26 protein-coding genes are annotated in these 26505 nt (G+C 42.7%); 22 read left to right on the forward strand and 4 right to left on the reverse strand.

The annotated features are described in order from the left end of the window. Window positions 1-3: 3 nt before the first annotated feature. Window positions 4-621, reverse strand: a complete 618-nt coding sequence (locus tag OS173_RS01030; RefSeq protein ID WP_267182417.1) for a nucleotide exchange factor GrpE — start codon at window positions 619-621, stop codon at window positions 4-6. Between the two features lie 108 nt (window positions 622-729). Here OS173_RS01030 and recN point away from each other — a divergent pair, with 108 nt between their 5' ends. The 10 genes from recN to OS173_RS01085 all read left to right on the forward strand — a co-directional run bounded on the left by recN (window position 730) and on the right by OS173_RS01085 (window position 14095). After that, entirely contained in the window at window positions 730-2400 is a 1671-nt protein-coding gene (gene recN / locus OS173_RS01035) for a DNA repair protein RecN (RefSeq protein WP_267182418.1), read from the forward strand. Between the two features lie 4 nt (window positions 2401-2404). Beyond that, window positions 2405-3601, forward strand: a complete 1197-nt coding sequence (locus OS173_RS01040; protein WP_267182419.1) for a hypothetical protein — start codon at window positions 2405-2407, stop codon at window positions 3599-3601. 36 nt (window positions 3602-3637) lie between these two features. Further along, window positions 3638-4723: a hypothetical protein gene (locus OS173_RS01045; RefSeq protein WP_267182420.1), complete on the forward strand. Its 1086-nt coding sequence runs from the start codon at window positions 3638-3640 to the stop codon at window positions 4721-4723. A gap of 91 nt (window positions 4724-4814) precedes the next feature. Further along, window positions 4815-5810: a ubiquinone anaerobic biosynthesis protein UbiU gene (ubiU, locus tag OS173_RS01050; protein WP_267182421.1), complete on the forward strand. Its 996-nt coding sequence runs from the start codon at window positions 4815-4817 to the stop codon at window positions 5808-5810. After that, a complete protein-coding gene (ubiV, locus tag OS173_RS01055) occupies window positions 5807-6700 on the forward strand; it encodes a ubiquinone anaerobic biosynthesis protein UbiV (protein ID WP_267182422.1) in 894 nt (297 codons plus the stop codon). The genes ubiU and ubiV overlap by 4 nt, the downstream gene beginning before the upstream one ends. A 19-nt stretch (window positions 6701-6719) precedes the next feature. After that, window positions 6720-8237 (forward strand): UbiD family decarboxylase, encoded by a 1518-nt coding sequence (locus tag OS173_RS01060; protein ID WP_267182423.1) that lies wholly within the window; start codon window positions 6720-6722, stop codon window positions 8235-8237. Beyond that, window positions 8213-8734: a ubiquinone anaerobic biosynthesis accessory factor UbiT gene (gene ubiT, locus OS173_RS01065; RefSeq protein ID WP_267182424.1), complete on the forward strand. Its 522-nt coding sequence runs from the start codon at window positions 8213-8215 to the stop codon at window positions 8732-8734. Before OS173_RS01060 ends, ubiT begins: the two co-directional genes overlap by 25 nt. Before the next feature lie 66 nt (window positions 8735-8800). Then, window positions 8801-10975, forward strand: coding sequence for a TonB-dependent hemoglobin/transferrin/lactoferrin family receptor (locus tag OS173_RS01070; protein WP_267182425.1), 2175 nt, complete (start codon window positions 8801-8803; stop codon window positions 10973-10975). A 145-nt stretch (window positions 10976-11120) separates the two neighbouring features. Then, on the forward strand, window positions 11121-13268 hold the full coding sequence (locus OS173_RS01080; protein WP_323373161.1) for a cytochrome D1 domain-containing protein: 2148 nt from the start codon (window positions 11121-11123) through the stop codon (window positions 13266-13268). Window positions 13269-13387: 119 nt separating this feature from the next. Beyond that, complete coding sequence (locus OS173_RS01085; protein ID WP_267182426.1) at window positions 13388-14095, forward strand: Crp/Fnr family transcriptional regulator; 708 nt, start codon at window positions 13388-13390, stop codon at window positions 14093-14095. Here OS173_RS01085 and OS173_RS01090 read toward each other — a convergent pair. Then, window positions 14090-14806, reverse strand: coding sequence for an NAD-dependent deacylase (locus tag OS173_RS01090; RefSeq protein ID WP_267182427.1), 717 nt, complete (start codon window positions 14804-14806; stop codon window positions 14090-14092). The two genes, OS173_RS01085 and OS173_RS01090, sit on opposite strands and share 6 nt — an antisense overlap. 104 nt (window positions 14807-14910) lie before the next feature. On the opposite strand from OS173_RS01090, the gene ccmA reads away from it, so the two are divergent. From ccmA to OS173_RS01140, 10 genes are all read left to right on the forward strand, one after another. Then, complete coding sequence (ccmA, locus tag OS173_RS01095) at window positions 14911-15534, forward strand: heme ABC exporter ATP-binding protein CcmA (RefSeq protein WP_267182428.1); 624 nt, start codon at window positions 14911-14913, stop codon at window positions 15532-15534. Then, a complete protein-coding gene (gene ccmB / locus OS173_RS01100; protein WP_267182429.1) occupies window positions 15531-16193 on the forward strand; it encodes a heme exporter protein CcmB in 663 nt (220 codons plus the stop codon). Before ccmA ends, ccmB begins: the two co-directional genes overlap by 4 nt. A gap of 10 nt (window positions 16194-16203) precedes the next feature. Beyond that, on the forward strand, window positions 16204-16959 hold the full coding sequence (gene ccmC / locus OS173_RS01105) for a heme ABC transporter permease CcmC (RefSeq protein ID WP_267182430.1): 756 nt from the start codon (window positions 16204-16206) through the stop codon (window positions 16957-16959). Window position 16960: 1 nt separating this feature from the next. Then, entirely contained in the window at window positions 16961-17119 is a 159-nt protein-coding gene (gene ccmD / locus OS173_RS01110) for a heme exporter protein CcmD (RefSeq protein WP_267182431.1), read from the forward strand. Continuing rightward, window positions 17116-17547: a cytochrome c maturation protein CcmE gene (gene ccmE, locus OS173_RS01115; protein WP_267182432.1), complete on the forward strand. Its 432-nt coding sequence runs from the start codon at window positions 17116-17118 to the stop codon at window positions 17545-17547. The genes ccmD and ccmE overlap by 4 nt, the downstream gene beginning before the upstream one ends. Before the next feature lies 1 nt (window position 17548). Beyond that, window positions 17549-19492: a heme lyase CcmF/NrfE family subunit gene (locus tag OS173_RS01120; RefSeq protein ID WP_267182433.1), complete on the forward strand. Its 1944-nt coding sequence runs from the start codon at window positions 17549-17551 to the stop codon at window positions 19490-19492. Next, a complete protein-coding gene (locus tag OS173_RS01125; RefSeq protein ID WP_267182434.1) occupies window positions 19489-20016 on the forward strand; it encodes a DsbE family thiol:disulfide interchange protein in 528 nt (175 codons plus the stop codon). Before OS173_RS01120 ends, OS173_RS01125 begins: the two co-directional genes overlap by 4 nt. Window positions 20017-20039: 23 nt before the next feature. Then, window positions 20040-20402, forward strand: coding sequence for a cytochrome c-type biogenesis protein (locus OS173_RS01130; protein ID WP_267182435.1), 363 nt, complete (start codon window positions 20040-20042; stop codon window positions 20400-20402). Beyond that, entirely contained in the window at window positions 20399-21511 is a 1113-nt protein-coding gene (locus OS173_RS01135; RefSeq protein ID WP_267182436.1) for a tetratricopeptide repeat protein, read from the forward strand. The genes OS173_RS01130 and OS173_RS01135 overlap by 4 nt, the downstream gene beginning before the upstream one ends. A gap of 150 nt (window positions 21512-21661) precedes the next feature. After that, on the forward strand, window positions 21662-22027 hold the full coding sequence (locus tag OS173_RS01140; RefSeq protein ID WP_267182437.1) for a response regulator: 366 nt from the start codon (window positions 21662-21664) through the stop codon (window positions 22025-22027). A 30-nt stretch (window positions 22028-22057) separates the two neighbouring features. Here OS173_RS01140 and orn read toward each other — a convergent pair whose 3' ends face one another. After that, a complete protein-coding gene (gene orn, locus OS173_RS01145; protein ID WP_407659804.1) occupies window positions 22058-22624 on the reverse strand; it encodes an oligoribonuclease in 567 nt (188 codons plus the stop codon). 75 nt (window positions 22625-22699) lie between these two features. Here orn and rsgA point away from each other — a divergent pair, with 75 nt between their 5' ends. Next, entirely contained in the window at window positions 22700-23590 is an 891-nt protein-coding gene (rsgA, locus tag OS173_RS01150; protein ID WP_267182438.1) for a ribosome small subunit-dependent GTPase A, read from the forward strand. A 13-nt stretch (window positions 23591-23603) separates the two neighbouring features. After that, window positions 23604-24170, forward strand: a complete 567-nt coding sequence (locus tag OS173_RS01155; protein WP_267182439.1) for an NUDIX hydrolase — start codon at window positions 23604-23606, stop codon at window positions 24168-24170. A gap of 50 nt (window positions 24171-24220) precedes the next feature. Here the strand turns inward: OS173_RS01155 and OS173_RS01160 are convergent, their stop codons facing one another. Continuing rightward, window positions 24221-26392, reverse strand: coding sequence for a winged helix-turn-helix transcriptional regulator (locus tag OS173_RS01160; protein ID WP_267182440.1), 2172 nt, complete (start codon window positions 26390-26392; stop codon window positions 24221-24223). Window positions 26393-26505: the final 113 nt, after the last annotated feature.

A 26505-nucleotide genomic window follows, 5' to 3' on the forward strand; every position in this document is an offset into this window, starting at 1 on the left:
TCTTTACTGGGCGACAACAACCATAGCGGCTCGTATGACGCGACCATGCAACAAATAGCCTTTCTGAAAAACATCAACCACGGTGTTTTTTTCATGCTGGTCTGATTTGACCATGCTCATGGCTTCATGAATTTCGGGATCAAACTTTTCGCCCAAAGGGTTAATGATTTCAATGCCATATTCTTGTAATACCTTAGCCAAGGATTGTTGGGTATTTATGGTGCCTTCAACCATTGATTCAACCGTGACTTCAACCTGTTGGTCTTCCACAATTTCAAGCGCTTTATCAAAGCTGTCCATCACAGGAACCATGGCCTTAATCAACTTTTCATTGGCATATTTACGGGTATTCTCCAACTCGCGCTGGAGCCGTTTTTGTGCATTCATACCTTCGGCGGCCACACGTAAAACTTCTTCATCTTTAGCCGCCAATTGCATCTCTAACTCTTTGATTCGTTGCGCCAACTCTTCACTATCAGCCGCTTCTGAATCAGGATTATTAACAAATTCAACCTCATCATCGGTGGAGTTATCCACGTTTTGGTTCACGTCATCAGCCTGATTCGGCGCTTCATGTAAAGTCTCGTTGTCAGCATCATTATGATGTTTATTGTCAGTCATGATAATTTCTAATAAAGATTTAATGGCTGTGATATAGTGTTAGCAGATGACAATTCAAGTCGCTGTGGTTAAAATAAACCATTAATTTCAATCCCATTCTTAACCTAAATGCTGCATTCCATCTACATAAAAAACTATGTCCTGATTGAACAATTAGAAATTGATTTTAATCAACGGATGACTGTTTTTACCGGTGAAACCGGTGCCGGTAAATCCATTACCATTGGTGCCTTGTCATTGGTATTGGGTGCCCGAGGTGATACCGCGGTAATTGGTTCATTTGGTGAAGCCTGTGAAGTTGTGGCCACTTTTGACATTAGCAACCACCCTGCAGCTCAAAAATGGCTTTTAAACAATGATTTAAGTGATGACAATACCTTAATCATTCGCCGTACATTAAATCAACAAGGCCGCAGTAAGCTATGGATTAACGGCAGTCCGACACCGGCCCATTTAGTGAAAGAGCTGGGGCGTTATCTGGTACAAATTCACGGTCAACATGACCAGATTAAATTATTACAAAGCGCCACCCAGCGACAACTTCTGGACCGCAGTGGCGATTATGGCAATTTGCTCAATGAGGTGGCCGAAGTCACGCAACAACTGAAACAAATCGATAATGACATACTGGCGCTCAAGCAAGCAGGCTCTTTATCAACCGAACAACAGCAGTTACTCGATTACCAATATCAGGAACTTCAAGAATTGGATTTACAAGTTGGTGAATACGAACAACTCCACCACGACTTAATGCGAGTCAGCCACGCCCAGGAAATTCAACAAACCTGTCAGCAAACCATTGAGGATTTAGATGAGTCCGATCAATCAGTCAGACATCTTTTGGCACATCATATTAATCAACTCAAACACCTGAAAGGTTTTGATGGCGCCCAGGCTTGTCAAATGCTCGACGAGGCTTTAATTAATGTTCAAGAAGCCATTCAATATTTAACTGATTATGCCAGTGATATTGAACATGACCCCCAACAACAACAAAATATTGAAGAGCGTTTAGCGCAGATCAGTCACATTGCCCGCAAACAAAACACCCAAGCTGAGCAATTGATTGATCACCAAAAACAATTGGCCGAACAATTAAACCAACATCAACATCAATCTGAACAACAACAAAAACTCGATAATCAACGCCAAAAACTGCGGCATCATTATTATCAACTCAGCCAACAATTAACTGAGACCAGAAGACAAGCCGCCCAACAATTGGCGAAAAACATAAGCACCATGATTCAACAATTGGGTTTGCCCGATGCACAATTAAGTATTGCTGTGAATCCGGCTGATTTTAATGACAATACCAAGCCGGTGGCCGTGGGTTTGGACCAAATCGAATTTATGATTGCCGTGAATAAAGGCCAATCACCTCAACCCCTGAGCAAAACCGCATCCGGTGGTGAACTATCACGTATTTGTCTGGCCATTGAAGTGGTCGGCCAGAACCATGACCACAGCGCCTTTGTGTTTGATGAGGTCGATACCGGTATTGGCGGCGCCACCGCTGCAAAAGTCGGTGCCATTATGCGCAAACTCAGTGAGCAACATCAGGTGTTTGCGGTCACCCATTTACCGCAAGTGGCGGGTCAAGCCCATGACCATATTTTGGTGTCTAAATCCAGTGATGAAACCCACGGCCTGACACGCTCAGCCGTTCAGCACCTTAATCGCGAACAACGCATCCAAGAACTGGCACGTATGTCTGGTGGCGAAACCATCACCAAAACCACCCTCGCTCAAGCCGAGGAATTTTTAAAAACAGGTTAATTATATGATTAAACCATTATCTGTATTTTTTTTATTGATCTTAATACTGCCCATCACCATGGCAGCGCAAGCTGATTCAGCCAATAATGCGGAAGAAACTGAAGCGGCAAAAAAAGCTCGTCAGACTATGTTGACATTAATGCGAGAACCCACTGAAGCAGAACAAGAATCGATGGAGTTACTGGCGAAATGGAGTCAACAATTAACGAATTATCTATTGAATCACGAACAACCCTATGCCCAAGCCATTGGGCTCAATCAGACCCATACCACACTGCATGCAACTACTGACCAAGATGAAGCACGGTTAATAACCATCCGACAAAATTATGCAGATCATATCAATCGTTTGGTTAAAAACAAGTCATTAAATATTGAAACTTTTCAACTATTACAGCCCTTATGTTTTAAAAAAGAACTGGATGGATATTGTGATCGACAAGCTTTGTTGGACAAGCAAATGAAACAATACCCTGCTGACCTCAGTGTTTATACTAAACCCTTAGAAATCGCCATAAATGAGCAAAATGATGAACTAATAAAAAACTTATTGCGTGTCATGAGCGGCACCCATCAGATGACCCATGTTGACTACTTATTGCCGGAGTTTATTGACCTAATTAAAGACTACATCAAAACCAACCCAATACCCCCAAAGGCTTTATTACGTGAGAGAAATGACTTAATCGCCACCACAGATTTCAGTGAAAAAGACCGTAAGCTGATTGATGACAAATTACCGGAAACGCAAGTTTACATAATGCTTATCGGTATGCAAATGGCTCTGCCCATTCCGTCATTGAAACCCGTCAAAGATGTATGTCAGAATAACCCTCAGTTTAGTGCTGAGTGTCTTTACATTGCAAACATGATGACTCAACATGGCAATTCAATTATCAGCAAAGCGCTCGGTCACATTATTAATATAGCGGTTTATGAGCTCAATGACCAACAAGACATGCTGGCAGCCAGTCAAGGTAATCATGACCGTTTTAAAAATTATGTCGAATGTCTCAGCAAAAGTTACAGCAGCAACAATGACTTTGTGGCTGATTTTTTTGATAAAGACTATTCACAAATGTGGTTTGCTGCAGAAGACGAACTGACCAGACTAAATAAAATTGCTGCTTACCTCTATAACAAAAGACAAGCTGAAGGCGCTGATAATCTCAAAGACCCGACCACCTGTCAGGTTCAATAATATGCATAACTTACAGTCCTTAAGTACACTAAATACATGACTAAAAAACTCAATACTTTATTGTTAGCGCTGATCTTTTCAGGTTTAAGCCTGGCTCAGGATGACAACGACAGATTAAATCTTGTCTACCAACAGTGGGAAGATTCCTTACATCGCACATTATTAAATCATCCCCATCCTTACGTTCAGACCATTGGTTTAAGTTTATCAAGTCCCGAGTTACCACTGCGACATGCAGTGGATAAGAATTTTAAACGCAATGATGCACAGCAAAACTATGTTGATCATATTAATCAACTGGCGAAATTAGACACGCTCAACCCTGAAACCATCTTTTTATTGCTTTCAATGTGCTCTCATGACGCCATCCGTGACGCTTGTCACCACCAAAGTCTGGTTAATAAATACCAACAATTGTATCCCGACGATTTAAACACCTATTTTGAGCCATTTTATCAAGCCATGAACAATAATGATGCTGCCATGGCTGAATACCTGATTAAAAACATGCGCGACGCTAAATACGTCACGGATATGACGCTTCTGCACGAAGTTGTTAAATCGGTTATTAAAGATTATATGGACAACAACCCGCTGTCGCGCTCAGTCCTAAGAATTCAATTAGATGGTCTTGTCGATATGGATGATTCAGTATCTAACAAAGATATAAATCAAGCTTTTTACTACATAAAATTATCCGGTATAAAAATGGCGATGCCCATACCAGGCTACAAAACATTGTTAGATTATTGTTCATCAGATGCCAGCCCAACCCCGGCTTGCGTTCAAGTTGCAGACATTTTAATTAAACAAAGCAAAGACATAATCTCACAATTAATTGGCCATCGTTTAAAAGTCAATAGCTATGAAAACTCAAATGAAACTGATTTGCTCATAAAAGCGGAGTTTGAGGGTGATAGTTTTAGAAACAATTATGAATGTATTAGAGATACTTTATCAAAAAACAATCATCAGGTTGATTATTTGGATGTCACCTACGCCAAAATTTGGTTTACCCAAAACAATGAATTACAGCGGATAAAATCCGCCGCTCAGTATTTGTATCAAAAAGGCCTGACAGCAGGTTATACCGACCTAAAAAATCCTGATGAATGTGAATAAAATCAAGCATCATCACACCAATTGACCTAAATCAAGGCAGGTTCAATTAATCTTACCTAAACTGTTCACCACTTAACGATATGAACAGCTTATGGAATTGGTTTGTCCCGCCGGTAATCTGCCCTCCTTAAAAGTCGCTGTTAAAGCCGGTGCTGATGCGGTTTATATGGGTTTGCAAAATGCCACCAATGCCCGTCATTTTGCCGGTTTGAATTTTACCGAAAAACAAATGACGCAAGGCATTGAGTTTGCGCAAAGTCGTGGTTGTAAAGTCTTCTTAGCGGTAAATACTTATCCCTACTGTCACGATTTACCCACCTGGCAGCAAGCCGTCGATACCGCCGCTGAACTCAAAGTCGATGCGTTAATTTTAGCTGATATGGGTGTTATGGATTATGCCTGCGAGAAACACCCCGATTTAAACATTCATTTATCGGTTCAAGGTTCAGCCACCAGTGCCGCTGCGGTTAATTTCTTCGCAGAGCAATTTAATATCAAGCGGGCTGTTATTCCGCGGGTGTTATCGATTAAACAAGTGGCGCATTTGGTTAACAATTCTTTGGTGCCCATCGAAGTGTTTGGTTTTGGCAGTTTATGTGTGATGGTGGAAGGTCGTTGTTTATTGTCCTCTTATGCCACCGGTTTGGGGCCTAATAACCATGGTGCCTGTTCGCCGGCTGAATTTGTTGAATGGAAAAACACCGACAGCCACTTAGAAACACGCCTCAACGGCATTTTGATTGATCAAGTGGCAAAAGACGAATCCGTCGGCTATCCAGTGATTTGTAAAGGCCGTTATCAAGTGAATGATCAAATCGGCTATGCCATCGAAGAACCCACCAGTTTAAACACCTTATCGATATTGGCGGAACTCAAGGCCATTGGTGTGGCAGCGGTGAAAGTTGAAGGTCGCCAGCGCAGTCCGGCTTATGTTCGGCAAGTCACCGAAGTGATGCGTGCCGCCATAGATGATTGCTTGACGCGACCGGATAAGTATGTCGTTAAAGACAGCTGGAATCAAACCTTGGGTGATTTATCCGAAGGTCAACAAACCACCTTAGGGGCTTACTATCGGAACTGGCAATGACTAAACAAAACACTAAAAAGCTTTCATTGGCACCAATTCCTTACTTTTGGGATCGGGATTATACCCATCAATTTTATCAGCAGGTGGCACAATCACCGATTGATATCGTTTATTTGGGTGAAGTAGTTTGTAGTAAACGGCGGGCTTTGTCGCTGCAAGACTGGATGACAATTGGCCATGATTTACAGGCAGCCGGTAAACAAGTGGTGTTATCCACGTTGTCTTTAGTGGAAGCCGCTTCAGAATTATCGGTGATGACCAAAATCTGCCAGCAAGGTGACTTTATGGTCGAAGCCAATGACATGTCTGCGGTGCAATTGCGCACAAAATTTGAGTCCAATGCGTTTATCGCCGGCAGTTCCCTCAATATCTATAACCAACGGAGTCTGGATAAACTCAAATCACTCGGCTTAAGCCGATGGGTATTGCCTCATGAACATAATCAACAAGCCCTACATGCATTTGACTTAGGGAATGTTGAATTAGAACTGCCTGCATGGGGGCGTTTATCACTGGCGTACTCGGCCCGCTGTTTTACTGCTCGGACCCATAACCGCAGTAAAGACCAGTGTGGTTTTGTTTGTGACCAATACCCCGACGGTTTGGCCATGAAAACCCAGGAACAAAAAGATTTTTTGGTGATTAACGGTATCCAGACCCAATCAGGAACCATTCAAAACCACTTAGAAGCCATCAATGATGACGCTGTTGATATTTTGCGTATTACTCCGCAACAAAATAACTGTTTTGAGGTGATTGCACTTTTTGATCAGGTGAGAAAACAGCAACTCAGTGTTACTGATGGCCAGAAACAACTGACTGAATGTACGGTACACCCCATCAGTAATGGTTATTGGCACCAAAAAGCCGGCAAAGACTGGGTGGCCTGATAACCAATGAGAACCACGCATGTCCTTTGACCGTTTTATCGCTCACACCCTGGATTCGCACAGCAGCGAACATATCCATAGTTTGCGTGATTTTTTGAGCACTCTTGATGAAGATTTATTACAGGTTAATCAATCCGTTGATTTAAGACATGAACTAACCGCCCTCTGTCATCGCAGTTTAGGTGAACAAGGTCCGGCCTTACAATTTAATCAATTAAAAAGTAATCACAGCATGCCGGTGATTGGTAACTTATTCGGCACCGAAGCGCGGGTACTTAAAGCGTTGGGCGTACAGAATAAAAAGCAACTGAAAGAATTGGGGCAACAGTTGGCCTATTTACAATCGCCTGAATTACCCACCAGTCTTCAACAAGGCCGGGGCCTGGCTAAAAACCTCAAACGTTTAAGCTACGTCAACCCCCGAGTTGTTGATAAACCGCCCTGTCAAAACCATGTACTGAAAGGTTCTGATGTGGATTTAGGTGTTCTACCCTTACCCACTTGTTGGCCAGATGATGTCAGTGCCTTGTTAACCTTTGGTTTGGTTATTACCCAGGGCCCGCATCAAAAACGTCAAAACATGGGCATTTACCGTCAACAACCCATTGCCAAAAACAAACTCATTATGCGATGGCTGGCGCATCGTGGTGGCGCCACAGATTTTAATGATTTTAAACAAGCCCATCCCGGTAAGCGTTTCCCGGTGGCGGTGGTTATGGGTGCCGATCCCATCACCACTTTAGCTGCGGTATCACCCATTCCAGATACCTTAAGTGAACACTATTTTGCCGGATTGCTGCGTGGTGCTAAAACCCAGGTTACAGCAGGTGTTATTCATCAACATTTACAGATTCCGGCCCAGGCTGAAATCGTTTTAGAAGGTTATATTGAACCCGATAAAACCGCCGCCGAAGGCCCATTTGGTGATCACACCGGTTTTTATAATTCAGTAGAAAATTTTCCGGTGTTTACCGTAGAAGCCATCAGCTTTCGTGACAATTCCTTGTATCACACCAGTTATATGGGGCATCCGGGACAGGATGAACCTTCGGTCATGGCTTCGGTACTTAATGAATTATTTATACCGCTGTTACAAAATCAGTTTCCGGAAATTGTGGATTTTTATTTGCCACCGGCGGCCTGCTCCTACCGAATGGCGGTGGTCAGTATCCGCAAGCAATACCCCGGCCACGCGAAACGTATCATGATGGCAATCTGGTCATTTTTACGGCAGTTTAGTTACACTAAATATATTATTGTCACTGATGAGGATGTGGATGTGCGTAACTGGTCTCAAGTGGTTTGGGCCATGAGTACCCTCGCCGATCCGGCCAGAGACAGCTTTATTATTGAACGCTCACCGGTTGATTACCTCGACTTTTCCAGTCCTGACAGCAGATTGGGCGGCAAAATGGGCTTAGATGCCACCCACAAATGGCCAGCTGAAACCACACGCACGTGGGGTCGACCCATTAAACATTCAGACACCTTTAAACAACACATCGAAGCCCTATGGACACAAATCAGAACCAACTAACAACAACCCAAAAATTAAACCAGGTTCCGCAAGTGCCCAAACCATTGGCATGGCCTGTTAAATGGATGCCACAAGTTATCCAGCACCATGTGATAGAACATGCTTTAAATCGTTTCTTTAAACAAGCGCTTCAAGATGATGAGTTGGCGTTTTTAGATAACCGAGTGATTCATGTGCATATCAAAGATGCTTATATCCGGTTTGCTTTACAATTAAAACAACAAAATTTACGGGTATTACCGCTACAAAATTCAGCTGATTTGTCCCTATCCACCGATGTATACACTTTGTTACAACTGATAAGCCAGCAAGAGGATGCCGATGGTTTATTTTTTAGTCGCCGTTTAGACAGCCAGGGTGATACTGAACTCGGACTTTATGTGAAAAATTTTTTAGCGGCACTGGATCCCGATGAATCGAAGCCTTTGTCACTGGGCATGACCATGAGTAAGCAATTATTACACCTTATCAACCTCAAGAATCGCCTGTTCAATTGACAAAAATCAATACATAGCAAACGCCATCAGTTACACTATGGCGTTTTGTAATTTAATCCAATTGTCATGTATAAAGTTATCAGCACAGTGTGGTTACTCATGCTGCCAATATTTTCAATCGCTCAACAAAAAGAAACCTCGGAAGACCTCGAAACCACAGCACTCAGCCCCTTAATTGTGGTGGCTTATAAACAAGCCCGACAATTACTGGAAGTGGCCGCAGATGTCAGTGTTATTGGTGCCGAGCACATTCGACAGACGCACAGTGAAGACATGGCCGCTGCTCTGCGCTATGAAACCAACATTAATATCGAAGATGCCGGAAATCGTTTTGGTACTTCTGGCATAAATATCCGCGGTATCGGCAGTAATCGGGTGGCGGTGGAAGTGGATGGCGTGCCCAATGCCAAAGCCTTTGATATTGGTTCTTATTCCTTTGCCACAGCGCAATACCCCGATGTCTCTGTAATAAACAGCATCGAAGTGCTCAAAGGCCCTGCTTCAACCCTGTACGGCAGTAATGCTTTGGGCGGTATTGTCAGTATCCATACCTGGAATCCCCAGGATTTGGTTGGTGATGGTGATCATTGGCGGCAATTTAGATTGGGCTTTAATGGTCAATACAATGGTCGTCATGGCACTTATACCCACGCCTGGAACGGCGAAAATAATGGCTTAATTTTCAATATTAATCAACGCGATGGTAAAGGCATACAGCGACCCAGTTCATTGGCAGAAGACCATGCAGACTGGGATCAACAGTCTGCGTTTGGCAAATGGGTCACGGATTTAGCACCGGGTCATCAATTATCGTTTAACCTACAAGCGCAACAGCGTGATCAAACAACCCAGATTCATTCTTTTATCGGTACCGGCCGCTTTAACAACACCACCGCTTTGGCCGGTGATGATACCAGCGAATCACAAAAATTCAGCGCAACTTATGATTTTATGCTCAATAAAAGCTGGGCTGATGACGGCTTGGTTCGTCTTTATCATACCAATACCGAGTTTTTACAAAACACCACAGAACACCGCTTTTCACGCCGTGGCACGCCACTAAGACAAAACCGCACTTTCAGTTTTGAACAATCCGCCTTCGGCATGGAAGTCAATTTTACCAAGCAATTTAACACCGGTCATTGGTCTCATCGATTAATTTATGGTGTTGAAATGATCCGGACGGATGTGGCTGAATACCGTGATGCACTGGAAACCAACCTCACCACCGGTACCAGTACCAATGTGCTGTTAGGCGAAGTTTTTCCATTTCGTGACTTTCCCCTCACCGATGTGAAGGAATTGGGCGTTTTTATTCATGATGAAATTGAATTAAGTCCGAACTGGACCTTAATACCGGCGGTGCGCTTTGATCGCTATGATTTAAGTCCTGAACGCGATGCTTTATTCGACAATAATGCCGAGGACATTGAAGTGGTGAATATTGATGAGTCTGATTTCTCGCCTAAATTAGGATTGTTGTACCAAATCAATGATTACAGCAGTGTCTATGGCCAATATGTACGTGGGTTTCGAGCACCACCGGCTGAAGATGTCAATATTGGTTTCAACATTGCCCTGTTTAATTACCGTTCAATTCCCAACCCGGATTTAAAAAGTGAAACCTCAAACGGTTATGAAATGGGCTATCGATTATTACTGCCCAATCAACGTTTGACCGTTAATGGTTTTTATAATGAATACAAAGACCTGATTGTCTCACGCGCGCCTTTGGGAGTTGATCCTGAAACCCAAGCACTGCTGTTTCAATCACAAAATATTGAAAAAGCCCGTATTCATGGTTATGAAATTGAACATGAATGGTTAATCAACGATCACTGGCAAACCCATGCGGCTGTTTCCTGGACCAAAGGTGTCAATAAAACCAACAACCAGCCTTTAAATACAGTGTCACCAGCGAAGGCTGTGCTTTCAGCAAAATGGAACAGTGCATCAAATAAATGGCATATGGGTTTTTATGGCCGCTTTAGTGCCGCTCAGGATGATATTGATATGACTCAAGGCGAACTTTTTCAAACACCGGGTTATGCTGTTTTTGACTGGATGACCAGCTATGAAATCACCCCAAATGGTCGCTTGCAATTGAGCGTCAATAACCTGACTGATAAAACCTATTGGCAATGGCAGCAAGTTCGTAATTTCGATGCTGATGACCCGATTATCAATGCATTAACACAATCTTCACGTTATTTTTCAATATCTTACTCGCATCAATGGTAATCGAATGGTAAGATAAATAATGATAAGTTTTCAATCAGTTGACTTACATCAATGAAGACATTTGTACTAATCGTACAATACTCTATTGAAAGAGTGTCAACACTTATTCGGAACAATGATTTTTTAATATTAGGAGTTAATAACCATGATTAAACTAAAGCAAAGTCTGTTAATCGCCGGCATGGTGATGGCCTTACCGGCCTGTGCAGACCAAGCCGACAAATCAGCAGAAAAAGATCCTCTAGCGGGTCACAAAGCTGAAATGAAAGCGGGAAGCACAGATCTGGCAACACAAATAGCTGAAGGTGAGAAACTGTACGGCATTCACTGTGTGGCCTGTCACCAACCTGACGGCAAAGGTATGACCGGTGTCTTTCCACCCTTGGCAGAGTCAGATTACTTATTGGCTGATAAAAAACGTGCCATCGGCACTGTATTACATGGTCAAACCGGTGAGATCACCGTTAATGGCGTTAAATACAATGCCGTTATGCCTAATTTAGCCTATTTGAATGATGAACAAATTGCCAATATTTTAACTTATGTCACCCACAGCTGGGGCAATGAAGGCTACCAAGTCAGTGCCGCCGAAGTCGCCAGTCTGCGTGCCGAAGACCAGGAAAAAGAAGTTGCAACAGGTGCTCCTGTCACACATCCAGGTGGTACCCAAGCTGAAATTAAATATCAAGGCGCACCATCAGGTATTGATCCTGCCACAACCAAGAAAATGGTCGATTCACAAGGCCCTGCCATGACTGAAGAAGAGTTTGAATTTGCCACTAAAACCTACTTTGAGCGTTGTGCCGGTTGTCACGGTGTGTTGCGTAAAGGCGCCACTGGTAAACCGTTGACCACGGATATTACCCGTGAAAAAGGCAGCGATTACCTGAAAACCCTGATTACCTATGGTTCGCCTGCGGGTATGCCTAACTGGGGTAGTTCCGGTGATTTTACCAACGAAGAAATTGATATCTTAGCCCGTTTCTTACAACATGAGCCACCTGCACCACCAGAATGGGGTCTGCCAGAAATGCAAGAATCATGGGTTGTCCATGTTAAACCGGAAGACCGGCCAAAAACCAAGCAACATGACTATGATGTTGATAATTTCTTTGCTGTGACCTTACGTGATGCCGGTCAGATGGCCATCATCGACGGCGCATCCAAAGAAATCGTCTCTATTTTAGAAACCGGATATGCGGTACATATTACCCGCCCTTCTGCTTCAGGTCGTTATGCTTATACCATTGGTCGTGATGCCAAAATTGACATGATTGATATGTACATGAATCCGCCGAAAATTGTGGCCACCATTAAAATTGGTTTAGAAGCCCGTTCTGTGGAAACATCTAAGTATAAAGGCTACGAAGATAAACTGGCGATTGCCGGCGCTTATTGGCCACCACAATACGTTATTATGGATGGTGATACATTAGAGCCTAAAAAAGTCGTTTCGACTCGTGGTATGACGGTCGATACTCAAGAGTATCATCCTGAGCCTCGTGTAGCTGCCATTGTGGCTTCTCATTTCCACCCTGAGTTTATCGTCAATGTCAAAGAAACCGGTCAAATCTTACTGGTTGATTACAGCGATGTTGAGAACTTGTCTGTGACCACCATTGGCGCGGCTCGCTTCTTACATGACGGTGGTTGGGACAGCAGCAAACGTTATTTCTTAACCGCTGCCAATAATTCAGATCGCATTGCCGTGGTTGATGCCAAAGAGCGTAAGCTCGTTGGTATGCCCGAAGTGACTAAGATTCCTCACCCAGGTCGTGGTGCCAACATTGATGATCCAAAATACGGTCCGGTATGGGTTACTTCAGCTCTGGGTAATGACAACATTACCTTCTTAGGTACTGACCCCGAAGGGCATCCTGATAACGCTTGGAAAGTGGTGCGTACCTTAAAAGGTCAAGGCGGTGGTTCATTGTTCGTGAAAACACATCCAAAATCTTCAAATCTTTGGGTCGATACCACTTTGAATCCGGATGAAGCCAAATCACAAAGTATTGCGGTCTTTGACACCAATAACCTGGAAGCCGGTTATGAAGTGTTGCCGATTGCCGAGTGGGCTAATTTAGGTGACGGACCAAAACGTGTGGTTCAACCTGAATACAATAAAGCCGGTGATGAAGTGTGGTTCTCTGTCTGGAACACCATGGATGAGAAATCAGCCATTGTTGTGGTCGATGATAAGACCAGAAAACTGAAAAAAGTCATCGATGATGAACGCATTGTTACACCAACCGGTAAATTCAATATTTACAACACAGTGAACGACGTTTATTAACACTTAAAAAAGTGTTTTACCAAGGCGGCCTCTTTATGAGGCCGCTTTTTTTTGGTCTTAAAAAAATCAAAAAAGCCTACTTTATGCTAATATGCCTGTTTTTAAAGCGACCATAGGTTATGCTCGATAAAACACTGAATCACAATGTGGTGATGGCCTTAAAACAATCTGTGATGTTTTCCGGTTTTGATGCAGAAACCTTCGATGATATTTTGAAGTTTTCGCGTTTAAGCAAGACCACTGCAGAACAAATAATTTTTCATCAAGGTGATCCACTGAGTCACATCTATTTTGTCTATGATGGGGCTGTTAAATTGGGCCGCGGTAGTTTTAAAGGTGAGGAAAAAATTATCGAAGTGTTGCTACCTGGAAGAACATTTGCTGAAGGGGTTTTATTCGCCGGCGCGCCTAAATATCCGGTCACTGCCACGGCACTCAAAGACAGTATATTGATCGCCATCGACGGTCAAAAACTGTTATCGATACTTAAAAATTCAGCTGAATTGTGTCTAAAAATGCTCAGTCACCTGTCTGTTCGTTTGCATTGGATGGTTAATGAGCTGGACAAACAAACCTTACACAATGCATCATTTAGGATGGTTGACTATTTTCTCAGCCATATTAGCCATCAAGCAGGTAATGCCTGTGAATTTAAATTACCGGTGCCCAAAAGAGACATCGCTTCACGCTTATCAATAAAACCCGAAACATTTTCCCGTGCGTTAAAATCGCTACAAACTAAAGGACTAATCAGTATCAAGGACCAAACCATCTGTTTACATGATGTGGCTTTGTTAAAGGAAATGATTGAACTTGAAGAGTTATAAGTCCGGTGGTTTAAAACCCAATTTATCATAAAAATAAGCCGGCACCACTTGTGATGCTCTTCCTGTTCTCACCTCATCAAACAAGGCATTATCCGTACCATCTAAATTCAACATCACTGTATGGGCTTTATTTCTCTTCGCTATTTCCACGAAGCCGGCGGCCGGATAAACAGTCCCTGACGTCCCAATGGCGACAAATAAATCACAGCGCATAAGGCGAGTCATAATGTCATCTAAATACAAAGGCATTTCACCAAACCAGACTATATCAGGCCGCAATGATCCATGACTCTGACAATGCGGGCAAACGCTGTGTTCATTTAATTCATCATGCCCTATTTGATCAACCACATGGCATTGAACACATTGGTACTGATTAAGTTGACCATGTATCGATAACACATCTTCACTGCCTGCCCGTTGATGCAAATCATCAACATTCTGGCTGATTAACGTAAAATCATCACTTTGTGTGGCGACATCAGCCAAACATATATGCGCCCTATTCGGTTGTGCTTGGGCGGCGGCTTGTCTGCGAAGTTTATAAAAACGATGCACCAGAGCCGGGTTTTTCATAAAAGCTTCCGGTGTGGCAACCTCTTCAATACGATGATCTTCCCATAAACCATCGGCAGCACGGAAGGTCGCTAAACCACTATCGGCCGATATACCGGCACCGGTTAAAACCACAATATGTTGGTATTGACCCATATCAAACTTATCTCCGTAAATCGTCGTTATCGTAGCGGCATTGCTTTACTTTGCGGCCACTAAAAACTAAAATGCTCATGTATAAATAAACCCCACACAAGTCTTTGCAATCAACCATTCTACATATTTCACGTGCCCAGTGTCAAAAAGGCGGCGAGCCTTTGTTCGCGCCGATTGATTTAACCTTGAAACCCGGACAAATGGCTGTGGTTGCCGGTAACAACGGCTCTGGTAAAACCACACTTTTAGAAGCGGTTGCCTGTTTAGGGGTGTTCAGTTATGGTGGTATTAATTTTGCCCCATATGACAATCAGGAAAAATGGCTACTACACAGTCATTACATTGGCCACTCTCTGGGTAATAAAGCCAATTTGTCTTGTCTGGAAAATTTAAAATTTGCGGCCGCTATCAATGGCATCAAAGTCAGGGAAAGACAGTTGTCTGAGACACTTGATTCAGTGGGTTTGCGTGGTTATGAGTACCAATTCGCCAGTGATTTATCTGCCGGTCAAAAAAAGCGTTTGGCTTTGGGTCGCTTGCTTTTACTAAACAAACAATTTTGGTTACTGGATGAGCCCTTTGTTAATTTAGACACCACCGGCTGTGATTGGCTGTTTACTTGTATCAGTGATCATATCAATAACGGTGGGGCCGCCTTACTAACGGCTCATGACAACAAACGCATTCATGAAAAAGCCGACCATCTGATTCAATTGGAGCGGCCATGAGGTTTTGGATTCTTTTACAGCGTGACGTACTGGTGGCCTGGCGCAAAAAATCAAATATTTATCAACCCCTGGTATTTCAATTATTGATTGTCACAATGTTCCCATTAGGCTTGGGTGCAGGTGCCCAAACATTGCAAAAAATTGCGCCGGCGGTGGTCTGGATTTTGGCTTTAATCAGCACCCTCATCACTTTGGAAAATATTTTTAAAGATGACTATGAAGACGGCAGTTTGGCTTTATATGTGTTATCAGGTATGTCTTTACCGCTGGCAGTATTAGGCAAAGCCGCAGCCCATTGGTTAACCACCGGTTTACCGGTGATTTTATTCGCGCCGGTTATTGCTGTATTGCTGCATTTGCCGAGCACGGCTTATGGGGTTTTAATGTTGTCTTTGTTGATTGCCACCCCTATATTTAGCTTATTGGGAACCGTGGGTTCTGCCCTAATCATGAACATTAAAAATGGTGGCATGTTACTCAGTGTGTTAATCATGCCGCTGTTGGCACCGGTATTGATATTCGGTGCGGGTGCGGTATTGGAAACCACCTTGGGTAATAACCCGTCAGGGCATTTATCACTATTGGCCGGCTGTTTTGTGCTCAGTCTAAGCTTGGCACCTTTGGCGGCTGCTGCTGCCATTAAGGTTAACCTGGAGTAAGATTAAAACAATGAATAAACTTGTTAAATTCTACCACCAAATGGGCTCGCCACCGAGCTTCTATAGAATCACCGGCTATTGGCTAAAACCTTTACTCATTTTAGCCATGTTGTTGATGGTTTACGGTTTAGTGGATGGCCTGTTTTTTGCACCACCTGATTATCAACAAGGTGATTCTTATCGCATTATGTTTGTGCATGTTCCGGCGGCCTGGATGAGCATGTTTATATATGGCATTATTGGCGTATCGGGAATCATCGCTTTTGTCTGGCGTATGAAAGTGGCTGAAGCTGTGATGATGGCCAGCGCTCCGATTGGTGCATTATTTACCGCATTGACCTTACTGACCGGTATGCTTTGGGGCAAACCCATGTGGGGTACTTACTGGGACTGGGATGCCCGGATGACCTCAGAATTAATTTTACTGTTCCTATACATTGGTGTGATGGGGATTTACAGTGCTTATGATGATGATCCGCGTAAAGCCGCCCGGTTAGCTGCTTTGGTGGCCATTATTGGTTTGGTTAATTTGCCCATTATTCGGTATTCTGTGGTGTGGTGGACCAGTATTCACCAGGGCGCCAGTATTTCATTAATGGGTGGTAACAGTGGTATTAAAGAATGGTCTATGTTAAGACCCTTATTGGTGATGGCCCTGGCCACAAAATTCTATTATTTATACTCCATGTTGCATCGCGCCCGCAGTTATTTATTGCGCACCGAGCAAAATAAATCATGGGTCATAAAACAAGTGATTGAGGATTAATATGTTAACGCTATTCGACATGGGTAAGTACAACTTCTTTGTCTGGAGTTCAATGGCCCTATTTGGCTTAATGCTGACGGTTGATTTAATCAGTATTCATCGCCAAAAACGCAGCATCCAACGTCAAATCAAGTCCCGTCAAAGGAGAAAAGAATCATGACACCGACCCGTAAAAAAAGATTAATACTCATCTCCTTGGTGGTCATGGGTGTGGGTGTGGCCACGGCCATTTTCCTCACCGCTTTTAAGGACAATATGATGTTTTTTAAAAGCCCCACTGAAGTCAGTCAGAATGATTTTCCTGAAAACCGCAGCTTCCGCTTGGGCGGCATGGTTAAAGAAGGCAGCTTGCAACGCATAGACAATAGTTTGAAAATTCGTTTTAGTGTGACAGACTACGGTGCAGATGTTCAGGTTGAATATGAAGGAATATTGCCTGATTTATTCCGCGAAGGACAAGGCGTGGTCACCATTGGCCAGATGCGCGAAGACAATGTCTTTGCCGCAGAAGAAGTGTTGGCCAAACATGATGAAAACTATATGCCACCGGAAGTCAGCAATATTCTACAAACAGAGGCACAACAATAATATGTTACCTGAAATTGGACAATTTTTACTGGTTTTGGCCCTGTTATTGGCCACCGCCCTCACGGTCTTGCCAATGCTTGGTTATGCCCGAAACAATGAAACATTGATGCAAACAGCACGACCGCTTTCACATGTTTTATTCATCACAACCATGGCCTCATTTGTGATTCTGGTGGTGTTGTTTGTTCAACAAGACTTTTCCGTTAGGTACGTGGCTGAAAACTCCTCGTTGGAGTTGCCGTTGCGCTACCGCATTACCGCTGCCTGGGGTGCCCATGAAGGATCGATTTTGATGTGGGTCACGGTCCAAGCCCTGTGGATTGCTGCGGTGGCTAAATTCAGCCGATCATTGTCACTAGACCAGATTGCGCGGGTGTTATCGGTGCTTGGATTTATTGCTTTGGGATTCGTGGCTTTTGTTTTGTTTGCCTCTAATCCTTTTGAAACTATTTTTCCGGTACCGCTTGATGGCCGTGATTTGAATCCTTTGCTACAAGATTTTGGCATGATTATGCATCCACCGCTATTGTACTTTGGTTATGTGGGTTTATCGGTGGCATTTGCGCTATCGGTGGCCGCTTTAATTGGTGGTGAAATTAATGAGCAATGGATTCGCTGGTCACGCCGCTGGACCAACATTGCCTGGGCATTTCTGACCATGGGTATTATTTTAGGCTCCTGGTGGGCCTACTACGAACTCGGCTGGGGCGGCTGGTGGTTTTGGGATCCGGTTGAAAATGCCTCATTCCTACCGTGGTTAGCCGGAACTGCTTTAATTCACGTTCAGGCGGTCAGTGAACGTAAAAACGCCTTCCGTGGCTGGACTGTTTTATTGGCGATTATTGCTTTTAGTTTATGTATTTTAGGCACCTTCTTAGTACGTTCCGGCAGTATTACTTCTGTTCATTCTTTTGCTGCCGATCCTTTCCGTGGAATTTTTATCTTGGTGTTGCTGGCGATTTATTCAGGTGGTGCCTTAACACTTTACACATTCCGTGCCAATCAGCTTAAATCCCGGGATACCATTAACCTCAATTCCCGTGAGACTTTAATGCTGGCCAATTCATTAATCTTTATCACCGCCACGTTTACAGTTTTATTAGGTACTTTATTCCCCATGATTTTTGAAGCAGTGGGTAAAAAAATATCTGTTGGCGCACCCTATTTTGGTTTGATGTTTTTTGTCCTGATGATTCCCATGGCAGTATTATTACCCCTGGGTAGTCAGCTTAAATGGCACCGCGATGATGTGATGCTCGCCATCAAACAATTGGTGCCTTATTTACTGATAACCACCGTATTGGCTGTTATCGTGTGGTTTTTATTTAAACCATTGAATATGCGAGCCATCGCCGGAATTTATGGCGGTTTGTGGGTGTTTACTGCGACCGTTGGTCAATGGTTCAAGCACCCTGCACGTGGCAGCGCCGGCGTCATCGGTATGAGTGTCGCACATATCGGTGTCGCGGTATTTTTATTTTCCATGTCCATGACTGAACATAAAGACACGGAAAAGGACATTTTGATGCAGCCGGGCTCTACCCATCAAGTGGCCGGATATGATTTCACCTTTACCGGTGTCGATCGGGTGCAACAAGAAAATTACCAGGCTCAGCAAGGCCACGTTGAAGTTCGGCGTGAAGGCAGACTAATCACCACGCTTAACCCACAAAAACGTTTCTACCCGAAACAACAAATGCCGATGACTGAAGCGGCTATTTATGCTGGCTGGACTAAAGATATTTATGTGTCCTTAGGCGAAGCGGTTAATAAAGAAGGTGGATGGGCGGTACGTATTTATATCAAACCATTGATTCGTTGGATGTGGTTTGGTGGCATTTTAATGCTATCTGGCGCCATTATCGCTTTATTCAGTACGCGGATTAAACGCCAGGAAGATAAACAACGTGATCGTGTCATGGAACAACAACTAAAATTGTCATGAAAAAAATTGTTATTACCTTAATTCCTTTAGCCCTGTTTTTCGGTTTAGTCACTTTATTATTTCTAAATATGGGCTATCACAACGAGCATGTACCCTCACCACTCATCGGTAAATCAGTGCCGTCTTTTGAGCTGCCTTTATTGTATGAGGATAAAACCATGACAGAACAGGATTTTATCGGTGAACCCTGGCTACTCAATGTCTGGGGAAGCTGGTGTCCGAATTGTCTGTATGAACATCCAGTTGTCACTGACTTAGCCCAATCAGGAAAACTAAAAGTCGTTGGTTTGAATTGGAAAGATGAGTTTAGTGATGCTGATAACTGGTTAAAACGTTTAGGCAATCCCTATGATGTTATTTTGGTTGATTATGTCGGTAATACAGCCATTGATTTTGGCGTTTACGGCGCCCCTGAATCTTTTCTTATTGATGCCAATGGTATCATTGTGCATAAGATTGTGGGTGAATTAACGCCGGAAAACGTCGCCAACGAAATTTTACCCAAATTAGCGCAATTACAATGAACACACGATATCTAGCATTAATTTTGTTGTTATTAAGCTCGAGTTCACTATGGGCCATCGAAGTTTATGACTTTAAAAACCAACAGCAACGAGAACTTTATCAGGAATTGACCCAGGAATTACGCTGTCTGGTCTGTCAAAACCAAAACTTAGCCGATTCCGATGCAGATTTGGCCAAGGACCTTAAAAACCAAGTGGCTGATTTTGTCATGAATAACCAAGATAAAGACACCATCTTGGCTTATATGGTGCAACGCTATGGTGATTTTGTAACTTACAACCCGCCATTAAACGCCGGCACATTTTTCCTCTGGTTTTCACCCTTTATTGTGTTATTAATCGGTGCCGTCATACTTATATTTAATATCAGGAAGAAAAAACAATGACTCCTTGGCTTATTTACAGCACCATTATTCTGGCTTTAGCTTTAATCTTTGGATTTTTGATGTGGGGTCAAAACAAACGACAGTCAAAACGTTGGTTAATTCAAAAAATCAAACAAGACACTGAGCAAAAAGACAGATACATTCAAGCATTAAACAAACTCGATACCACGAAAAGTCAGGCTTTAAAGACCACTTTAGTGTTGTTTATTTTCATGGTTCCAGGCGCCATTTTGTTAAATAGCTATTTATTTCCGGCTGTCAATCATGACTTGCAGCAACCGCCCAGTATTGAAGAAGCCATAGGACAATTAGAACAGGCCTTACAACAGAACCCCAATGATTTAGAAGGGCAAATGCTGTACGCCCGTGCCATGATGTCCATGCAAAACTTTTCAGCGGCGGTTAAATCGCTTAGAAAAGCCAATGAATTATCCCCTAATAATGCCAATATATTGACAGAATTGGCAGAAGCTGTGGCTTTTCAAAATAACACCGGCAGTTTTTTAGGCGAACCTGAGAGTTTTATTGAAGCGGCTTTAATCGCTGACCCACAGCACCAAAAAGCACTCTGGCTAAAAGGTATTATTGCTTTCGAAAATCAGGAATATACCGAAGCGGAACAACTCTGGACCACCCTGTTCAACATCATCTCAGATGAGAAAGTAAAAGCCACTATTATCAAACAAATCAACCAAGCCCGCAGTCAACAAAATAAATCAGCGGTAACACACAATGATTTAACCGGAAATATGAATGCCCAAACGGATCAGATCGTTTCATACAGCGTAACTGTAGAAGCTTCTGAAGACATCAAAAATCAGCAGTTTCCGGCAACCACTCGTGTCTTTGTGGCTGCCAAAGCAATGACCGGACCACCTATGCCAATCGCAGCCATTGATTTGGCCCCACCATTTCAGTGGCCGCTTAAAATTAATTTAACAAATCAACATAACTTAACACCGAACAGACAGCTCAGTGATTTTGAGGAAATTGTTATAACCGCACGATTAAGTGTCAGTGGTGATGCTGGCGTAAGTGATTATATAAGTCAGGATTTCGTTGCAACAAGCAATCAACCGGATGTAACTGTTCAATTATCAACACCCTAAATGTATTATTAGTGACAATAATTGACCCTTTTATCAGGTGGTATTCCGCTGGTCATTTAATATTGACCTTTTAGCCGGGTAAACCAACTATGTTTTGCAATTAGGGTATATTTTCATTAAGATAATGCTGGGTTTAAACAGAATAACAACATGGCAAGAATATTAATTATTGATGACTCCCCTTCTCAGCTTCACGGCATGCAAAAAATTGTCGAAAAGCTTGGTCATGAGACCATTACCGCTGAAGATGGAAAACATGGGATTCAAATTGCAAGGGAACAGTTACCAGATCTTATTTTAATGGATGTGGTCATGCCGGACCTCAATGGTTTCCAGGCAACTCGTAAAATCAGCAAAGATGAGAGAACCGCGCATATTCCGGTGATTATTGTCACCACTAAAAAGTTGGAAACAGATCGTGTTTGGGGACTGCGACAAGGTGCGAAAGAGTACCTGGTTAAACCGGTGACAGAAAAAGCCTTAAAAGACGTATTGGAAAGTCATTTACCTCAATAAAATGCTCAATGAATCAAAAAAACCACTGCTTTAGTCAGTGGTTTTTTTATGTCCGCCTGCTTCGCCCATAAATTGTCGGTAATAACGTAATTCTTTAATAGACTCTTCGGTATCTGCCATCGCCAGATGTTGGGCTGACTTACTAAAACCATCTAATAATTGTGGATTCCAGCGACGGATAACCTCTTTAATTGAACTGACATCAATTTGACGGTAATGAAAATAGTTTTCTAATTCTGGCATCCATTTGGCTAAAAATCGGCGGTCCTGACAGATGCTGTTGCCACACATGGGTGAGGCATGTATTGGTACATGCTCTTGTAAAAACTCAATGGTTAAGCGTTCTGCTTCTCGAACAGTGGTATCTGAATCCAGTACCCGCTGCCATAAACCTGATTGGCTGTGATGTTCAGTATTCCACTCATCCATGGCATTAAGGATTTTTTCAGACTGATGAATAGCAATATCCGGTCCCCGAGCAATGATCTCCAAATCAGCATTGGTAATAATGGTGGCGATTTCAATAATATGGTCCTTCATGGGATTAAGACCGGTCATTTCCAAATCAATCCAAATTAAATGGTGTTCTGATCGCAATGTAATTCCTGAAATAAAAAAACCTATTTTAACCTGTTGTATAATGCATTGTTAGCTTAAATACAAAACTACCAGATGGTTCCTCAATACCGTATAACCGCCACCCAGAAAAAAACCGCTGCCGTCATGGATTTGTCAGATTACCAAATCCGACAAGTGTTTTTCTCACGTCATTTAAAACCAATTTGCGGCGATTACGTTACGCTGACACAGGATAATGACGATTATCGAATCGCGGAAATCTTGCCACGAAACAATGTTTTTAGCCGTGCCGATGGCCAAGGTCGAAAACAGCATTTAGCCGCTAATATTGACCAGATTCTAATTATTATGGCGGTATCCCCGGAACCAACCCGTGATATTATTAACCGCTATTTAGTGGCGGCTGAACTCAATCACATTGAACCCATTTTGGTTTTTAATAAAATCGATTTAAAATCAGATTTTTTCATCAATACCGCCCATACTTATCGACAATTGGGATATCAGGTATTTATGACCAGCACCCAACAAGCTGATACCATTGTCGAATTACAAAAAGTATTAACACACAAAACAACCTTGTTAGCAGGACAATCAGGAGTAGGAAAATCCAGCTTGAGCAATTTGTTGTTTCCCACCTTGGACCTAAAAACCGGAGATCTGGCGAAAAAGACCGGCAAAGGCGCTCACACCACCAGTGTTACACGGTTATACTTTGATGCTTCACAAGAAGCCTTTTTAATTGATTCTCCAGGTGTATGGGAATACGGCTTATGGCAGCTGTCACCCATTGAAATAGTTGGAGGTTTTCGGGAATTTCAACAATTTTTAGGCGCCTGTAAATTTAGCAACTGCACCCATAGTCATGAACCTAATTGTGCTATTATTCAAGCGGTTGCCGATGGTAAAATAAATGAAAAACGTTACCAGTCTTTTATCCGAATTTGTGAATCAATGAAATACTGGCACCATACAGACTATTAAAAAAATCAATGATATGACCATTAAATTTTGTAACCAATGCGGACACCACGTTGAATATCAAATACCTGAATCTGACAACCAATTACGTGCTGTCTGTCAAAAATGTTTCTATGTCCAGTATGAGAACCCACTCATTGTTAATGCCTGTATTATCGAGCATAAAGGCCGAATTTTATTGGGTAAGCGCACCATTGAACCCCGTAAAAACTGCTGGAATGTTCCGGCCGGATTTATGGAAAATGGCGAATCCACACAAGCCGGTGCTGTCCGTGAGGTCAAAGAAGAGGTTTTGGCTGATGTGAAAAATATTACCCTATTTGGCGTCTATAATATTATTCAGCGCAGTCAGGTACATGTTTATTTTCGAGCTGAACTTGATTCGCCGAACTACGGCGCAGGCGCAGAAACCTCAGAAGCTCAGCTATTTTTGCCTGAAGATATTCCTTGGGATAATATGGCTTTTCCGGTGAGTGTCACAGCTTTAAAACGCTATGTTGAAGAAATGAAAACCGGCAACTTTACTATTGAAGAAAAAGACATACTCATTGACTACGAAATGCTCAGACAGTTTGATCGTTAATATTAACCACGACTTATTCAGTAGCCGCATTTAAACAGCTTTACAGAATGTTAATTAATCGCTTTTTTGACTGTTTCTAATAAAGTTTGCTCTTCTAATCCCCAAATTTCAGGTGCCTGTTGTTGACAAGCCATTAGAGTCTCCAGGGCTTTAATTGGTTGGCTATGTAAAAACTGTGCTTGTGCCTTAATTCTTAGATATGGAATAGCAAAAGGCTGATGCATTTCTGATTCAGCCAATATATTGAGTGCTTGTTGCGGCTTATTTTGTTGCAAATAAAATGTTGCCAGGTAATTATTGGCGTTAATAATCGATTCAAAATCAGCCAATTCTGCGGCCAATTCTTTTGCTTTTAGTAAGGTTCTTATGGCCTCATTTTTTTGTCCTAGTAACCACTGATAACGGCCACGAAACACCTCTAAAGCCGGCTGCATCAGCAATTCATCTGCGTGATCAATGTGTGATTGCACCAGGCTTATCTTGTTGGAAACCTCTGATGTCATGTCTTGATCTAACAATAAATTAATGCGAAACAATTCTGCTTTAGCTAGTCGCCTTTGGTCATGAATATCCTCAGCCAACTGCTGATAACTGTTTAACCAACGGGTGGCTGCGCCCCAGTCACTTTGAATGCGCGACATCTCATAAAAAGCCTGATAAGCAGCCATCAGCATCCCCGAATACGCTAAATCTGTGCCAATGGCCAACACGCGGTTATTGAGTTCCCAGGCTTCTTTATGCTTGCCTTGCAGCATCAGCGCATAAATTAATTCATTTAAAACCGCCCCTTCGCCCAATTTATGACCCACCGATTCTGTGATGGTCAAGGCTTGGCGCAGGTATTGTTCAGCCAGTTTATAGTTGGCTTTTTGGTTGGCAATACGTGCCAATACCGAGTATGTTCTGGCCACACCAACGGCATCTTTATTGAGCTCATGTAAATGTAACGCTTGTTCAGATTCATAAATGGCACCCTCAACATCACCCTGCTGTTGTAACAAACTGGCTTTAGAAGCCCTGACAGCCGCCAACAAAGCCACATCTTCAGTCAACAGCGCCTCATCAATAAAGCGATTATAAATGTTTAAAGCCTCCTGGGGCTTATTCAGATACTGGACAATGGCCGCATACTCATAGGTTGCAGCATACCAAATATCTGCCGGTGCTTTACGATTACTGTCAACCAGTTGCTGATAAATATCGGCGGCTTGAGCGTATTCACCTTTAACCTTTAAAATGCGCATTTTTAACGTGGAAGCTGCCACCTTAAGGCCATCAGGCGCGTTTAACTGCATTAAAGTATCTAAACCAGAAAAAGCGGCTTCGTTGTTGCCCAATTGATTTAACGTTTCTGCCAGTTTTAACCGCGCCAAATAGAAATTAGTTTGTTCATTAACCGCCAGCTGAAATTGTTGTTTGGCTTTATTTAAGTCGTTGGCGGCTAAACTTTGCAAACCGCGCACATACAGGTCCATAACAAAATCCTGGTCAGGCAATAAACCATCGATGGTGGCTGAGGACAAGTTCAACTGATCAATTAGCACTTCAGCACTTTTCGACAGCAACGTTTGGAAACTATCCGCCGACACCTGTGCCTCCAGTAATAATTGACCCGATTGCAAAACCTCAATCAACCACGCCATGTCATCTTGTTTAGATAAGGGCTTAATTTTTATGATGGTTAAATCTGGAATCAGTTTCTGTTGGTTTACAACGAAATCATCCGACAACACAAATTTCGGTCGGTCATCGATACTTTTAACAGTGGTGTCACCAGAGTAAGTTAATAATTGACGCAAAAACTGACCGGCAGATGCCAACACCACATCACCCTCTTCTGCCGAGAGTTGAAATAAGAGTGTTGTCGGCTGCTGAGAGGTGTTAGCGGCTTGCTTTGATTGCCACCACCACAGGCTTAACACAATAGCGACTAAAATAATTAATATGCCGGCAATTTTTGGAAATTTATTGAATCTTTTTTGTTGAGACGCCTGTTGGCAAACCGGTTCTGTCCATTTTATGCCTTGTCCATAGATAGATTCGATCAATGATTGATCGGTATAGTCACTGAGTATTTTACGTAATTTTGAAATCGTTTGATCAATGGTGTTACCGCTAACCGCACGGCCATGCCAAACCTGCTCAATAAGGGTTTCTTTACTGTGTACTTTTTGGGGATTTTTAACGAGAAACAGCAACAAGTCGTATGTTTTCTTGGTCAATTCCACGGATTGATTACTGTGCCTTAATTCTTTATGGTTTGTATCTAATTGGAACCCCGAAAAATAAAACAATGCATTTAACCCATCTAAATGAGTTTATTTTGGCATGCATC

It is taken from the genome of Marinicella gelatinilytica (assembly GCF_026410405.1).
GTDB classification, from domain to species: Bacteria; Pseudomonadota; Gammaproteobacteria; order Xanthomonadales; family Marinicellaceae; genus Marinicella; species Marinicella gelatinilytica.